Source organism: Chloroflexota bacterium (assembly GCA_023475225.1).
GTDB lineage: Bacteria > Chloroflexota > UBA6077 > FW602-bin22 > JAMCVK01 > JAMCVK01.
This window is the reverse complement of the sequence record JAMCVK010000026.1, coordinates 13125-28835: the sequence shown is the minus strand read 5'-3', so window position 1 is coordinate 28835 and position 15711 is coordinate 13125. Positions and strand designations below refer to the sequence as shown.

Genomic DNA, 15711 nt, shown 5'->3' with positions numbered 1-15711 from the left:
GTGGAGAGCCCATGATTGATACACACGTACATCTGGATGCACCGGAATTTGATTCTGACCGTGACTCCGTTCTGAAGCAGGCCAGCGCCGCTGGTGTAGAGCAGATCATCACCGTTGGGGTCGATCTGAAATCGAGTCGAATGGCCATAGCCCTGGCTGAAAGCCATAAGGGGGTGTATGCTGCTGTAGGCATCCATCCCCATAGTGCTTCAGCCTGGAGTCCAGCGGAAATGGAGGCCATAGCCAGATTGGCCAGACATTCCAAGGTGGTGGCTATTGGTGAAACCGGTCTCGATTACTATCGAACCCTTTCTTCAAAGGAAAAACAGCGGCTATCCTTTGAGGCCCATCTCGCCCTGGCCAGGGAGTTGGCGTTGCCTGTTATCGTCCACGACCGTGAGGCGCACGACGACGTGCTGGCCATTCTAAGCGGCTGGGCAGAGGAAAATAAACGTACGAAAGGGCTGACCATAGGCGGTGTCCTACACAACTTTTCGGGCGACATGGCTATGGCCGAGTCTGCCATTTTCCTAGGGTTCCACCTCGGGATAGGAGGGGTGGTCACCTTCAACAACGCGCGCCGGTTAGTGGAAGTGGTACGAGGTGTCCCTCTGACGCATTTATTGTTGGAGACCGATAGTCCCTATCTGACGCCCCATCCTTGGCGTGGCCGACGCAACGAGCCAGCTAATCTCACGTATGTCCTCAGCAGAGTGGCTGAGCTAAAGAAGATGGCCACGGAAACCTTGAATATGATCACTACAGAGAACGCGCAGCGGTTATTCGCCCTGAACTGAGAGGCAATACTTGCAAACAACGGCGATGTTCGGTCCGGTACTACCAGAGCTGAGCAAGGTGGAAGACATGCTCATACAGACCGCGGAGGCGGATTATCCGCCTCTCTCCCTCCTACTGAAACATGTCTTACACACCAAGGGGAAGCGCATACGACCGGCCCTGGTCCTCCTGGCGGCCAAGTTTCACCATTATGATCTCGACCGTCTTCTCCCCATAGCCGTAGCCGTGGAGCTGCTGCACACGGCCACCCTGGTTCACGACGATATTATCGACCGAACCCTAATACGCCGCGGTAGTCCCACCTTGAACAGCATTGCTGATGCCAGTGCAGCCGTTCTCGTCGGCGATTATCTATTCGCCCGGGCAGCAGCCCACGGAGCACAGATCAACAATATAAGGGCTATGCACATATTCGCCAGGACGCTGATGACTATATGTGATGGAGAGCTGCGTCAGGCGTTCAATAGAGGGAATTGGCGACAGACAAAAGAGGAATATTTTCAGAAGATAGGTAGAAAGACGGCCTCCCTGTTTGCCGCTTCTACGGAGTCAGGGGCAGTATTGAGTTCAGCCCCGGAGATGGCCATCGAAGCCTTACGAGAATTCGGCTACAACCTGGGGATGGCCTTCCAGATCGTTGACGATGTGCTGGATTTCGTTGGCCAGGAAGGAGAGCTGGGGAAGCCCATAGGAAGCGACCTACGTCAGGGAACATTGACGCTGCCAGCTATCTATGCCTTGGAGCAATATCCAAATGACAACCCCATCGCGGCCATCCTTGAGCGGAGGGTGGAGGGAGAGGAATGGATACAGAGGGGTGTGGAGATGGTGACGAACTCCTTGGCTATTCGACTCACCATCGCTGAGGCGCGTAGATTCGGAGATAGGGCAAAATCCTGTTTGGCCATCCTACCAGCCAATGAGTGTCGTGAGGCACTGCTGGCTATAGCCAACTATGTGGTTGAGCGAAGCCATTAGTGGCCCAGAGTGAAAGGCCAGCGCTGGTCATCACTTTCACCGTCCACAGGCAGGGGCCTGACGCAACTTTGAGAGGGCTCCTGCTTGTGCTATCATAGCACCAGACTATCGAGGCCAACCCAGGACAAGCCGTCTCACTGCGGAGTCGCTGTGGACGTTCGTTTACTCGATGATGACCAAACCTGGAATAACTGGCTGATCTCTTCCGAGGGGAATATCCTCCAGTCATATGAGTGGGGAGAATTCAAAGCCAGGTTTGGCTGGCAGCCTATTCGGGTGGTGCTCAGCGATGGTGATCGCCTACTAGCCGGAGCACAGGTGTTGGTCCGCCGCACCCCCTTAGGCAGCATCGCTTATGTACCGAGAGGTCCGCTGGTTGATTTCAAGCAAGCGGACCTTGTGGCCAAGATGCTGGCGGCTTTACACGATATAGTGCAACACCAGAGAGTGATCTTCCTGAAGATAGAGCCGGATTGGCTGAACTCACCGGCCATAGCCGCCCGATTAGGCAGCTATGGCTTTCGACCAAGCATCCCAGTTCAACCGCGCAGTACCATCATCATCGACCTCACCCCTGACCTGGCCACCCTCTCCGCCCACATGCACATCAAAACACGCTATAATATTGGCCTGGCTGGCCGCAAAGGGATCAGCGTGTACGAGGGCAGCGAGGCCGATTTACCGCTCTTCTACCGGCTGCTGGAGGAGACGAGCCGGCGGGCAAGTTTTTTAGTCCATGGCTTCTCGTACTATCAGCAAGTGTGGCGCTGCCTGGAGAGAAAAGGGATGGCCCAGCTCCTCCTGGCCTCATATCAAGGGGAGGTTTTGGCAGGAACGATGATCTTCGTTATAGGGCAGCACGCCTACTATATGTATAGCGCTTCCAGTGGTAGATACCGTAACCTCAAGCCCAATGAGCTGCTACAATGGGAAGCGATAAAGTGGGCCAAAAGGGCTGGTTGCACCTCGTACGATCTCTGGGGGATCCCCGATGAGGTGGGGCAGCGAGCAGAGAACGGAGAGATGGAAGATCTACAGGAACAACAGAGCATGCTGCTCTCCCCCTTGTGGGGTGTCTATCAGTTCAAACGAGGGTTCGGTGGCCGGATCGTACGTTATAGCGGTGCCTATGATTATGTCTACAATCCCAGGCGTTATTGGGTATGGTCTACGGCCCTGCCGAAATTGCAACGAATGATCAGCAGGCTTGGCCGACACCGTGCATCGCAGCGGATTCAGAGGAGTGGGGCTGAGGAGTAAGAGTGAACCTGACTCACTTGCTGACACACATGCCCTACAAAGAGATCGGGGGGAGAACCAACGTAGAGGTGAGCCGTATCGTCGCCGATTCCCGCCTGGTGCAGCCGGGTGATCTGTTTGTGGCCATCGTCGGTCTGGAGCACGATGGACACAATTTCGCCCTGGCCGCTCTAGCCAGAGGCGCCGTAGCAGTGGTGGGGGAGAGACAAATGCCACTGCCCGCTCACATTCCCCAGGTCATAGTCGCCGATTCCCGAAAGGCTCTGGCCCTTCTGTCCGCTGCCTTTTACCACTTTCCAGCCAGAGACCTTCGCCTCATCGGTGTAACCGGCACGGATGGCAAGACGACTACAGTCAACCTGATCTGTGCCATCCTGGAGACGGCCGGCCATAAGATAGGGCTAATCAGCACGGTGAAGGCGAAGGTCGGTGATCGCCTGATCGATGCTCGCCCGCACACGACTACCCCTGAGGCACCGGATATCCAGCGCATTCTGGCGGAAATGCGCCAGGTGGGTACGGAATATGCTGTGATTGAGACAACGTCGCATGCGCTGGATCAGGAGCGGACCTACGCTTGTGATTATGACGTAGCCGTCATCACTAATGTGACCCACGAGCATTTCGATTACCATGGAACATACGAACGTTACCTGACGGCAAAGGCCAAGCTCTTCCAGTCGCTGCGGTCATCCTATCGCAAACCGAATACGCCCAAGGTGAGCGTGCTCAACAGAGATGATCCCTCCTTCGCGGTGCTGAGCAGAATAGAGACGGACCTCATCCTCAGTTATGGACTTGAAGCGGGAGCCGAGGTGAGGGCGACGGATATCACCTTCACCCCGTCTCGGACACAGTTCGTCCTGCGCTCGCCCGAGGGCTCGTTCCCTATAGATAGCAGGCTGTTAGGCGTCTTTAATGTGTATAATATTCTGGCAGCAGTCAGCGTAGCCATAGCCCAGGAAGTGCCTCAGGAGGCCGTCCAGGAGGGGGTGCATGCGTTCAAGGGGGTGGAGGGGAGGATGGAGGAGGTGGATTGTGGCCAGGATTTCCGGGTCATCGTTGATTTTGCCCATACGCCCAATGCCTTAAGACAGGTGTTAGAATTAGCCCGGAGGCTGACCCAGGGACGAGTGATAGCAGTTTTCGGTTGCACAGGGCTACGAGACCGCACCAAGCGACCAATAATGGGCGAGATCGCCGCAAGGCTGGCTGAGGTGATCGTTCTAACAACGGAGGATCCGCGCACCGAGGATCCGCGGGACATCATGGCTGAGATCGCCGTGGGGTGTGAGCGGGTCGGTCGCCGGGAGGGGGTGGATTACCAGCGCATCGTTGATCGGGCTGAGGCCATCGCCTTTGCCCTTCGCTCGGCTAGATCGGGGGACGTGGTTATCATCACTGGCAAGGGGCATGAACGGACAATGATCGTTGGGTCCACCGATTTCCCCTGGAGCGATCAGGAGATCGTAAGGAAGGTATTGAGCGCTGGAACTCTAACAAGGGAGTATGAATGAAGGTAAGTTTTCCCCGTATGGGAAATATCTGGGTGGCTCTGAAAACCCTCTTTACTAAAGCAGGGGTAGAGACGATCGTGCCCCCGCCGACCAGCAAGCGCACGTTATCTCTGGGCACCAAGTACTCGCCGGAATGGATGTGTATGCCCTTCAAGGTTAATCTGGGCAACTACATCGAAGCCCTGGAGCTCGGAGCTGATACCCTTCTGGGGGTCGGTGGGCCGGGGCTTTGTCGGCTTGGCTATTACCATAAGTTACACGAGAGTATCCTGCGTGATCTCGGCTTCAATTTTGAAATGCTTTGTTTTGACTGGCAAGAGAAGCAGATCGTGGGGCTGGCCGAATTCTTGAAGCGTCTCCTGGGACATCGTTCGTGGATGACGATAATTGGCGATATAAAGTATGGACTCTCCCAGTTATTCCTCCTGGACGACCTTGAAAGACATACGCACTACCTGCGTGCTCGTGAAAGACGGAAGGGAGAAACGTCGAAGGTGTGGAGCACAGCTCCCCAACGTATCTGTGCGGCGCACGGGCCAGCCGAGCTGAAAAAGGCGAAGAAGGAGATTTTGGCCGAATTTGCAGCCATTGAACTTGAGCCAAATTTCCAGCCGCTGCGCGTGGGTATACTCGGCGAGTTCTTCATGGCCATGGAGTCTTTTTGCAATATGAACCTGGAAGAAACGCTGGGGAACATGGGGGTAGAAGTGACCCGCGCTGCCTTCATAAGCGATTGGGCCAAGATATGGCTTTTTCTGGAGGCACTCGGCCTGAGCCATGGTCAAAAGGTGAAGAGGGCGGCCAGTCCCTACCTGAAGCGTGACGTGAGCGGCGATGCTATGCAGTCGTTGGGAGAAACGGTATTGCACTCACAGGAGGGCTTCCATGGGATCATCCACCTCCAGCCATTCACCTGCATGCCTGAGATCATCGCCCAGAACATGTTGCCCCAGGTCAGCCGTGACCACGACATCCCAGTGCTCTCGATAATCCTAGATGAGCAGATGGGCGAGGCTGGTCTACGAACCAGGTTGGAAGCCTTCGTGGATCTGATGGCCCGACGGCAGGCGCAAAGACGGGCCCACAGATAAGGGAGCACGCTTTCCCAGGCCAGGAACCTGGAGAGCCTTGACATCGTTTTTCTTTCCAATGTAAAATGTTGTCTGTCATAGTTCTTGCGCCTAGGTAATATTTGGTATCGTAGACCAGCCCCACTTATAAGGAGTAACAGCTGTGCCAAACAATAACCTGGCGAGCGGTGATGGTAAGCCAGGGACCACCAGGAGGAATTTCCTGCGGATGGCCTTGGGTTTCTCTATTTTAGCCACCCTGGCCGGCCTGCTAGCTCCCATCATCAGCTTCCTCTGGCCACCAGTCCGTGCGGCCGGTAGCCAGGGCGCTCGTGTGCTCGTCGGTACTCTCAGTGAGCTGCCCATCGGTAAGGCCAAAGTGATCCCCGTGGCCAACAAACCGGTGATAGTCATCCATCTGGCCAGCGGGATGAAGGGCTTCTCAGCCATTTGCACTCACTTGGGCTGTATCGTCAAGTGGGACGAGTCGCGCCAAGTGATCCACTGTCCCTGCCACGACGGGCTCTTCAACCCCCTCAACGGCAGCGTCATCTCCGGTCCCCCACCAAGCCCCTTACCATCCGTCTCAGTGAGCGTCGAAGGGGATAAGATCTTTGCCGGAGGGGCCTAGGTGCAGAGAAGGTCAATCACGGCCAGCATACTGAGCTGGCTGAATGAACGCTATGAGGGGCTGCCAGACGTTTATAAATACCTTCTCAAGGAACCGATCCCCAAGCAGCCCAGGTGGTGGTACTTAGGGCTGGGGGGAACAGTACTGTTCTTCTTCATTGTCCAAGTTATTACAGGTATCCTGCTCTCTTTCTATTATAAGCCCACCCCTGAGGGGGCCTATGAAAGCATCCTCTTCATCATGGGTGATGTCCGCTTCGGCTGGCTTATCCGCAGTATACACTCCTGGTCAGCTCAACTGATGATCATCAGCGTCATCCTTCATATGTTGCGCGTCCTCGTCAGTGGGGCCTATAAGCGACCACGAGAGCTGACCTGGGTGGTAGGCGTCTTCCTTTTCTTCATCACGTTAGCCTTTGGCTTCACCGGCTATTTACTACCCTGGGACCAACGTGCTTACTGGGCAACGACGGTTGGCACGGAGATGGCCGGTTCCGTTCCGCTGATTGGAACGGCTCTCCTGCGTCTCCTGCGAGCCGGTAGTGAAGTCAGTGATCTGACGCTTACACGTTTCTATGGCACACACATGCTCGTTTTACCGGCCGTCCTTATGGGCTTGGTGGCTCTCCATATCTTGCTTGTCCGTTTACAAGGAGTCAGCGAACCCCCGGCTGACTTCACAGACGCTGAGGGTGAACGCCAATGAGTGGTGAGAAGGGCAGCGGATCAAAAAATAGAAGGGACACCTATCCCTTTTTTCCCGACCACTTTCTGATCGAGGTGATCATCGCTTACATAATGCTGGCCTTGTTAGTCATCCTAGCCTCCCTCTTTCCAGCCGGTCTGGAGGCGAAGGCCAACCCGCTCAGCACTCCAGCACATATCAAGCCAGAATGGTATTTTCTCTCCCTCTATCAAGCGCTGAAACTGGTGCCACGGGTAGTTGGCATCCTCGCCCCTATTGTGGGGAGCATACTGTTACTCTTGTTGCCCTTTCTGGATCGCAACCCTCGCCGTCACCCTGGCCGCAGACCGCTGGCCATGGGGGTGACTGCTCTGATCCTGGCGACCATTATAGCCCTAACGATCTGGGGACAGGTCAGCTGATCTGCCACTCTGATTGGAGGTCGGAATGAAACCTTCATCACCCTGGTTATTGGGCTCGATCCTCGGTGCCTTCCTGGTCATCGCCTATTTGGGTGTGGCCAGCGTCAGCGCTGAAGTGAGCGCCCAACCGAAGATCCCCCACCCTTTGGAGGGACGCTCTGCCTGCCTGGCCTGCCATCAAAGCGGGGTGGCTGGTGCACCGAAGGTCCCCGCCGATCACAGCGGCCGCACCGATGCGATGTGTACGGGGTGTCATCAGACCGCCTTGGCCGCACCTCCTACACCGTTCCCCCCGACGGCCACGTCAGCCGCGCTTCCCTCTCCAACGGTTGCCACCCCAGCCACCCCGACACCAATTAAGGCGGCACCGCCAACAGCTACGGTACCAGCCGCTCCAACACCGCTGCGCACACCATCGCCGACAGCCATCGTACCAGCGGGAGAAGATACCTGTGTGCGCTGTCATACGTCGCAGGGTGGCAAACAGGCTGAGATCGTCAAAGAGTGGCAAGAGAGCGTTCACCAGAGGCGAGGCATAGGCTGTGCGACCTGTCACGGTGGTAACCCACGGGTCTCGGATATGGCTGGGGCGATGTCGCCTCAAGCCGGCTTCAAAGGGCACATCAAGAAGCAGGATATACCCACACTCTGTGGCTCCTGCCACGCCGAGATTTCCCTGATGCGCCAGTATGGTCTACCCACTGATCAGCTCTCCCAATACCTGGAGAGCGAACACGGTAAACTGCTGGCCAAGGGAGATAACAACGTCGCCACCTGTTTTGATTGTCACGGGGGTCACGCCATTAAGAAACGGGATGACCCCTCCTCGACAGTCTACTTCGCTAATGTGCCCGCTACTTGCGCCAAGTGCCATGCCAATCGCTCCTTGATGGCCCCTTATGGTATACCGACCGACCAGTATGATCACTATAAAAAGAGCGTGCACGGTGTAGCCCTCTTAGAGAAACAGGATAGGCGCGCCCCTAACTGTGCCGATTGTCACGGGACCCACGGTGCTGCCCCTCCAGGTTTTAAGGAGGTGCGCAACGTTTGTGGCCGCTGTCATAGTGCCACTCGCGACCTATTCGTGAAAGGTGGCCACCAGGGAGGAGCGCTCCCCGGAGCACCTGAGTGCATCACCTGTCACGGGCAACACGATGTGGAACCCCCTGGAGAGACAATGCTCATCGGTGACCAGCCAAGGCATTGCGGCCGTTGCCATCCAAGCGGTTCGTCTCAAAGGGAAACGGCCGCTAAGATTTATGCAGCCATCAGCGGTGCCGCCGAGGCGTTTCAAGGGGCAGAGAAGATGATCAAAGAGGCAGAGGCCAACCGCATGATTGTTGTGCAAGAGCAAGGGAAAATGGATGCAGCCAGAACCGAGTTAATCCAGTCCCGGGCTGTTCAGCACACCGTAAGCCTGGCCACGATTGAGGAGCACACCAAAAAGTCTGTCTCGATCAGCGAGGAGGCACGCCACGCTGCCGAACAGGCCATCGCCGAGAGTAACCTGCGGCGTCTGGCCATGGTAGTGGTAGTCCTGGCGATCGCCTTAATCGTCATTGTCCTTATAATGGTCAAGAGGGAGATCGATAAACGGGGTACTATATGAGGCAGACAAGACTGGCAGAGGCCTGGCAAACGCGAATGGCTCATTTTCCACCCGAGATTGAGTTCTATTTCCCGGAGAAGACGGCTGTCATCAGCCTCACCGGCACCCACTGCGAACTGGATTGCGCCCACTGCGGAGGTCATTATCTACGAGGGATGATGCCCATCTGGCAAGCGAACATAGCCGGGGCCACCAGCTGTCTGATCTCCGGTGGCTGCGACAGCTCAGGGAGAGTCCTCGTCCTGGAACAATTGGAAAAGGTGAAGTCACTACACGCTGGCCGGCATTTCAATTGGCATGTGGGGCTCATCGCTGAAGAGGACCTAAGGGCTATCACTCCCTACACAGATGTCGTATCCTTCGACTTTGTGGCCGACGATGAGACGATTCGTGAGGTCTATGGACTGGACCGGACGGTTGAAGATTACATCAACACTTACCTGCTTCTCCGCCGGGCGACCAGGGTGATACCACATATCACCATCGGCCTGCGTGGTGGTGAAATCGGCGGTGAGTACCACGCCCTGACCCTGTTACAAGAGTTAGGACTGGAGGAGCTAGTCGTAATCGTTTTCATCCCGACGCCGGGCACCCGTTACTCACATCGTCAGCCGCCGCTCATCGAAGCGGTGACCGACCTTATGATCGAGGCCAGGTTATCTTTTCCGGATAAACCGATCTACTTGGGTTGCATGCGTCCGCACGGCGCCTATAGGGTGGAACTGGATTGCCTGGCCATACGTTGTGGCCTCAATAAGATTGTTTCCCCTTGTCGGGAAGCCATACAGCTAGCAGAGGAGTTGGGCTTGAGAACAGTACGCCGGGAGGAATGCTGTGTCTTTTGATAAGGATAGGCCAAGGCTAGTCAGGGTTTCATCTGGCACGGCCACCCGGCTCAGTCTAGACGATGAACAGGTACTGGTTCATCCGACCACGGCCTATCTTATGGTGGGGGAGCGCTGCCGCTTTGATTGCCATTTCTGTGCCCAAGCGCGGAGCAGTCACAGTCGGGCCGACGCCCTCTCCCGCATCACCTGGCCTACCCATCCCTTAAACGATACAGTAGAGCAAGTGCAACGGGCCTATCAAGCACGATCGATTGAGCGCTGCTGCCTTCAGGTGATAGCCAGCCAGGATTACTTAGGGCAGACCAGGGAGGTAGTAGCCGCTATTCGACAGGCATCAGAGGTGCCCCTCTGTGCCTCCATCAGTCTATCCAGTCTCAAGCAGGTGGAGGAGTTCCTTAAGGCCGGGGTAGACATCGTTGGACTGAGCCTGGATGCTGCCTGCGAGCGCGTCTTCGCCCGGATAAAGGCCGTAGCCCCGAATGCAGCGAGGGTACGGTGGCACAAGGGGTTACAACTCATTGAACAAGCGGCAGCCCATTTCAGGGGACATATCGCCACTCACCTCATCGTTGGCCTGGATGAGAGTGAAGAAGAGATGGTCACCATGATCCGATGGCTCGTCGAGCGAGGGGTGATCGTGGGACTCTTCGCCTTCACCCCCATACGCGGCACAGCGATGGAGAGCGCTTCCCCACCACCTATCGGCCAATATCGACGCATCCAGGCTGCCCACTATCTGTTAAAGCAGGGACTCGGTTCAGCGAACCAATTTCATTTCGTCGAGGGTCGGATCGTGGATTTTGGACTGGATAAGGTGTCTTTAAGGGCAGCCCTGGCTGATGGGGAAGCCTTTCGGACCTCTGGCTGTCCTGGCTGTAATCGACCGTACTATAACGAACGGCCCGCTGGACTAATCTACAACTACCCCCGGCCGCTTACGCCGGAGGAGGCTCAGACAGCCTTCTCTCAGATGGAGGTCGTTTAGCTCAATGCAATGGCGACTACTTCAGACCGACTATGCCGATGGCTATACTAATATGGCCATTGACGAAGCCATTATGCACCATCACGCCGAAGGCAGGGTTCCCCCCACGCTCCGTTTCTATGGCTGGCGTCCCCCCTGCGTCTCCATCGGCTATTTTCAATCACTGGAAGGGGAGATCAACCTGGAACGCTGTCGAGAGATGGCCATCGATTATGTGCGTCGTCCCACCGGTGGGAGGGCCATCCTCCACGATATCGAACTGACCTACAGTGTGGTCGCCTCACTCGATAATCCTCTGGGGAGCGGGGAGATCGTGGAGTCCTATCGCTGCATCAGCCGTGGGATCGTGGCCGGATTGCGCGGATTGGGTATCACCGCTACGGCCGAATCAAGAGCGAGAACCCCCAAGATGAGGCCGAAGACATCTGCCTGCTTTGACTCCCTCTCCGACTATGAGGTCAAAGTAGCTGGGCGAAAGATCGTGGGAAGCGCTCAGATGCGCCGAGGGAATGTCCTTCTTCAGCACGGGGCCATTCCGCTCGACATTGATGTGAGGCGGATGTCTGCTGTGTTGAGGATGCCTTCCGATGGGGATCGTTCGCGCTTCGAGCAAGAGTTCAGACAGCGGGTTATCTCTGTACGAGAGGCGGCAGGGCGGGCCGTCTCCTTCGCCACGGTGGCCAAGGCACTCAAGGAAGGGTTTGAACAGGCATTCGGCATCACTCTTGTGTCTGGTGAGCTCACTGAGGACGAAGGAGAGTTGGCCGAGGAGCTCCGCCATAATAAGTACGGGACAAGGGACTGGAATTTTAGGCGCTGATCGTCGAGTGATGGAGAAGGGTGATGGAACAGTTTGACCTTACGATCATCGGTGGGGGTCCGGGAGGCTACGTCGCCGCCATCCGGGCTGCCCAGCTAGGGGCGCGGGTCGCCCTCATCGAAAAAGACCGCCTTGGGGGTACCTGCCTTAATCGTGGTTGTATCCCAACGAAGGCCCTCCTGCGGAGCATCGAGGTGTTACGGGAGGCACGGAGGGCCGCTGAGTTCGGAGTTCAGATTAGTGAGCCTGGCATCGATTTCCCCAAGATGATGGCCCGCAAGCGCCAGGTAGTTGACCAACTGGTCGGAGGGGTCGAACAGCTGTTGGCCGCCCATAAAGTGACTATCATCAAGGGTAAGGGCAGCATCTTGAGACCAGGGCTAATCCGCATCACGGCTGCGGATGGAGCGGTACGAGAGGTAACCTCCCCAAAGACGATCATCGCCAGCGGCTCCATACCGGCCCCGCTTCCTATCCCCGGAGCGGTACTGCCTGGCGTGATCACCTCTGATGAGGTACTGGAGCTGGAAACGATCCCGCGTCGTATGGTCATCATTGGTGGTGGAGTCATTGGCATCGAGATAGCCAATATTTTTAGACCCCTGGGCAGCGAGGTCACCATTGTCGAGATGCTACCTATGATCCTACCCCCCGTAGATGAGGAGTTAGCCCAACGTTATCACCAGCTCCTGCGGCGCGCTGGGGTCACCATATATTTAAACTCACCGGTACAAAGGATAGAGGAAGGCGAGGCACAATCAAGGGAGCCGAAGGTCGTCTTCAAGACTCCTACAGGGGAAGGAACAGTTAAAGGCGAGGTAGTCTTGCTAGCGACCGGCCGTATCCCCTACACGGATGGGCTAGGATTGTCTGAGCTCGGACTGAAGATGGACAGGCGCTCGATTGGGATCAATGAGTATTTGCAAACTTCCCTGGAGGATATCTATGCCATCGGCGATGTCACGGGGGGCATGCTGCTGGCCCACGTCGCTTCCTACCAGGGGGAGATTGCGGCAGAGAATGCGTTGGGACGCCGGCGAAAAGCAGATTACAGGGCAGTGCCCAATTGCATCTTTTCCCACCCGGAGATCGCTGGTGTGGGTATGACCGAGAGACAGATCAAAGAGGCGGGGGTCCCCTACCGCGTCAGTAAGTTTCCCTTCTCAGCTAACGGTCGGGCTCTCAGTATGGGGGAAACAATGGGGCTGGTCAAGTTGCTTTGTGCGGAACCAGGCGGCGAGGTGCTCGGTGTGCATCTCATGGGCCCCGGGGCTACGGAGCTAATCGCCGAGGCTACCCTGGCCGTGCAACAAAGGGCCACGGCCGAGGATATCGTCCATACCATCCATGCCCACCCAACGTTATCTGAAGCCCTTCGAGAGGCGGCCCTCGGCCAGCTCGATGGGCCGATTCATTACTATCGAGGTTAGACGACCACCTTAATCCTTCTCTCCCTTGTCCTGGCTATCTCAGGAAATCCCAGGGAGAGAAGGGCCCCCAAGAACGAAGGCATAGCCAGCAGGCTTAGCGCCATAAGCAGGCCATGTCTATCCGCAAGAAGACCAGTTAAAAGTATACCGATGGCTCCGACCGTGAAGCTGAGACCGAGCGCCAAGCCTGAGGCCATCCCCACATAGCGAGGCAATAGCTCCTGAGCGGCGACCAGGGTGATGGGTAACGATGCCTCCAGGAGTATCCCCGTGAGCACGGCGAAGACTATCAGAGAAGGGAACGGTGTATGGAGAAAGAGCAGGATGGCCGGCGTGGCCAAAAGAAGCGAAGCTGATACGACCAGTTTAGGGCTGAAGCGATCGGCCAGGAAGCCACCTCCAAACATGCCGAATACCGAAAACCCGATAATGAGGAAGATGATCTGACTGGAGAAGTCTACGCCAAAGCCCCTCTCTTTATATAGCAGTGGAATATAGGTGATCACACCAGCGATAGCCCAGGCGCGCAACGTGCTGATAAGGATGACAATACTCAGCTTCCCAAATGGAATCGCCCCTCGAGGGGCATCGTCAGAGGGCACAGCCACAGCGACTCTCCGTCTATCCAGCTCTTTCATCGTCCTATATAGCCAGAGTCCATAGAGCGAGGCCGGCAACGCTAGGAAGACAAGCCCTTGCAAACCATGTCTAATAATTAAGGCCGCACCGATGAGCGGTCCCAGGGCAAAGCCAGTCGTGCCACCCATAGTGAAGATAGACATATTCGTGCCCTTATGTTCACCCCCCATATAGGCCGTGCTCAGCGCTCCTTGGGGATGGAAGGCAGCCGAACCCAGTCCAGCAATGGCCGCCAAAGTCAGAAGAGCGGGGTAACTGGGGATATACCCGACCAGGCTTACACAGCAGGCGGTCGACATGATACCCCCAGAAGCCAGAAATCGACTTCCGAAACGGTCGCCCAGATAGCCGAATAGTGGCTGTCCGAGGGAGGAGCTTGTTTGGTAAAGGGTGGCGATCAAGCCTACCTGAGCATAGGAGAGGCCGAAGGAGAGCGCCAGCAGGGGAAACATCACTGGCCAGAGGTTGCCGAATATGTCCACGGTGAAGTGACCAGAGGAGACGAGGAGCAGTGACCTATTTTTCTGCAGGACCTTCAGCAAATGCATGTCACTCCCTTCGTCCCAGGTCGTCCAACAGTCGCTCAGTGGCCAACCCGATAGCCTCAGAAAGTCTGGAGACATTCGGGCCACCGCCCTGGGCCAGATTAGATTGACCACCACCCTGCCCCCCGATGAGCGGGGCCACTTCCCGCAAGAGGCGGTTCATATCGCAACCCAGATCAGCCGAGCGAGCGAAGAAGAGGTGGGCTTTGTCATCCCCTAATCCGAGAAGGGCCACGCACTTTCCGGCCACGACCACTTTAGCAGCCAATCTGCGTATCTCCTCCGTTTCCCGTCCCACAAAGATTCTGCTCACTACCCTAACCTCACCAGCCTTGGGCGCCTCTGCGACCAACTGGATAGCCTCATAATCCAACAGCCGGTCTTTCAGAAGGTTAGCCTCTTTCCTTAGCTCGCTATTCTCCTCCAGCAACCGTGTCACCGCCTCGACCGGCTCAGGCGTGCTCAGTTTTTCTGAAACGGTGTTCACCACCTTATTCTTCCAGTGGTAATCCCGTAACGCTCTCCACCCGCAGAGGAAATGAATGCGATTTTCCCTTCCTTTTCGCTCGCAGCGGGTCACCTTGATCAGACCAATGACGCCGCTGGCCGTGCAGTGCGTGCCCCCACAAGGGGAAAGGTCAAAACCCTCTACCTCGACGATCCTGATCCTCTCCGCCTTCGTTGGCCTCTTGCGCAACGAAAGATGGTTCAGTTCGCCCTCGTCCACGATATAGGCTTTGATGGCTCGATTCTCAAAAACGATGCTATTAGCCAAATCTTCGACCGCGCTTAGTGCCTGGGGCGAAAACGAAGCTACGGCGATATCGATGGTGGAATCCTCACTCCCCAGGTGAAAGGAGACCGTCTCTGCTTGCAGGACGGAGAGAAAGCTCTGAGAGAGGATATGTTGACCGGAGTGTTGTTGCATGTGGTCAAACCGCCTGGACCAATCGATACAACCGTAGACGGTTTCCCCCTCAATCTTAGCCGGTAAGATGTGTACGACCTCCCCCTCCCTCTCGAAGACGTCAAGCACAGGGAGGTCGTTCAGGGTACCCAGATCACACGGCTGCCCTCCCGACGTTGGGTAGAAGCAGGTACGATCCAGGATGAGTTCTGTTCGCTCTTCCACAACCGTCTGTTTGACGATTGTGGCTGTAAATGCCCGTAGATAGGCGTCCTGCAGATATAATCTCTCTGTCATCAATCCTCCGGGGGTCAAGGCCCTACAACGGGGGCGGTTTCTCCACCATCCGGGTGTTGGCTTCGAGGTGAGCGTCTCTCGTTCCTCAAGCGTCTCCCGATTCTAACATTTTATTGAGGAGTGGGGCAATCATACTGGGGCATAGAGCATAGAGTGCTGAATATCCCCCCAAATCCGCCTTCGGCGGACGCCCCCTTGGAACCCCATATAGCGACGGACCGAGAGAATGAAAAGACCCTGCTGTTGTTCGACACCCTCTTGACAGGCA

Annotated in this window: 15 protein-coding genes; 13 read left to right on the top strand and 2 right to left on the bottom strand. The window is 56.3% G+C overall.

What is annotated here, in order from left to right; translation table 11 throughout:
* Positions 1-11 precede the first annotated feature (11 nt).
* From M1136_05845 to lpdA, 13 genes are all read left to right on the top strand, one after another.
* On the top strand, positions 12-797 hold the full coding sequence (locus tag M1136_05845) for a TatD family hydrolase (GenBank protein ID MCL5075160.1): 786 nt from the start codon (positions 12-14) through the stop codon (positions 795-797).
* 10 nt (positions 798-807) lie between these two features.
* Positions 808-1776 carry a polyprenyl synthetase family protein gene (locus M1136_05840; protein ID MCL5075159.1) on the top strand — a complete coding sequence of 323 codons (969 nt, stop codon included), beginning with the start codon at positions 808-810 and terminating at the stop codon, positions 1774-1776.
* A gap of 150 nt (positions 1777-1926) precedes the next feature.
* Complete coding sequence (locus M1136_05835; GenBank protein ID MCL5075158.1) at positions 1927-3036, top strand: peptidoglycan bridge formation glycyltransferase FemA/FemB family protein; 1110 nt, start codon at positions 1927-1929, stop codon at positions 3034-3036.
* Positions 3037-3038: 2 nt separating this feature from the next.
* On the top strand, positions 3039-4553 hold the full coding sequence (locus tag M1136_05830) for a UDP-N-acetylmuramoyl-L-alanyl-D-glutamate--2,6-diaminopimelate ligase (protein ID MCL5075157.1): 1515 nt from the start codon (positions 3039-3041) through the stop codon (positions 4551-4553).
* Positions 4550-5644, top strand: coding sequence for a CoA protein activase (locus M1136_05825; protein ID MCL5075156.1), 1095 nt, complete (start codon positions 4550-4552; stop codon positions 5642-5644). The genes M1136_05830 and M1136_05825 overlap by 4 nt, the downstream gene beginning before the upstream one ends.
* 142 nt (positions 5645-5786) lie before the next feature.
* Positions 5787-6254, top strand: a complete 468-nt coding sequence (locus M1136_05820; protein ID MCL5075155.1) for a Rieske 2Fe-2S domain-containing protein — start codon at positions 5787-5789, stop codon at positions 6252-6254.
* Entirely contained in the window at positions 6255-6959 is a 705-nt protein-coding gene (locus M1136_05815) for a cytochrome b N-terminal domain-containing protein (protein MCL5075154.1), read from the top strand. It abuts the gene before it with no gap.
* Positions 6956-7360 carry a cytochrome b subunit of the bc complex gene (locus tag M1136_05810; protein MCL5075153.1) on the top strand — a complete coding sequence of 135 codons (405 nt, stop codon included), beginning with the start codon at positions 6956-6958 and terminating at the stop codon, positions 7358-7360. The genes M1136_05815 and M1136_05810 overlap by 4 nt, the downstream gene beginning before the upstream one ends.
* Before the next feature lie 25 nt (positions 7361-7385).
* Positions 7386-8972, top strand: a complete 1587-nt coding sequence (locus M1136_05805) for a cytochrome c3 family protein (GenBank protein MCL5075152.1) — start codon at positions 7386-7388, stop codon at positions 8970-8972.
* Positions 8969-9817: a radical SAM protein gene (locus tag M1136_05800; GenBank protein ID MCL5075151.1), complete on the top strand. Its 849-nt coding sequence runs from the start codon at positions 8969-8971 to the stop codon at positions 9815-9817. Before M1136_05805 ends, M1136_05800 begins: the two co-directional genes overlap by 4 nt.
* A complete protein-coding gene (locus tag M1136_05795) occupies positions 9807-10805 on the top strand; it encodes a radical SAM protein (GenBank protein MCL5075150.1) in 999 nt (332 codons plus the stop codon). Before M1136_05800 ends, M1136_05795 begins: the two co-directional genes overlap by 11 nt.
* A gap of 4 nt (positions 10806-10809) precedes the next feature.
* Positions 10810-11625, top strand: a complete 816-nt coding sequence (locus M1136_05790) for a lipoate--protein ligase family protein (protein ID MCL5075149.1) — start codon at positions 10810-10812, stop codon at positions 11623-11625.
* 23 nt (positions 11626-11648) lie between these two features.
* Entirely contained in the window at positions 11649-13055 is a 1407-nt protein-coding gene (gene lpdA / locus M1136_05785) for a dihydrolipoyl dehydrogenase (GenBank protein MCL5075148.1), read from the top strand.
* On the opposite strand, the gene M1136_05780 is transcribed toward lpdA, so the two are convergent.
* Positions 13052-14353 (bottom strand): MFS transporter, encoded by a 1302-nt coding sequence (locus M1136_05780; protein MCL5075147.1) that lies wholly within the window; start codon positions 14351-14353, stop codon positions 13052-13054. The two genes, lpdA and M1136_05780, sit on opposite strands and share 4 nt — an antisense overlap.
* Positions 14244-15443, bottom strand: coding sequence for a DHHA1 domain-containing protein (locus M1136_05775; protein MCL5075146.1), 1200 nt, complete (start codon positions 15441-15443; stop codon positions 14244-14246). Before M1136_05775 ends, M1136_05780 begins: the two co-directional genes overlap by 110 nt.
* Between the last annotated feature and the right edge of the window lie 268 nt (positions 15444-15711).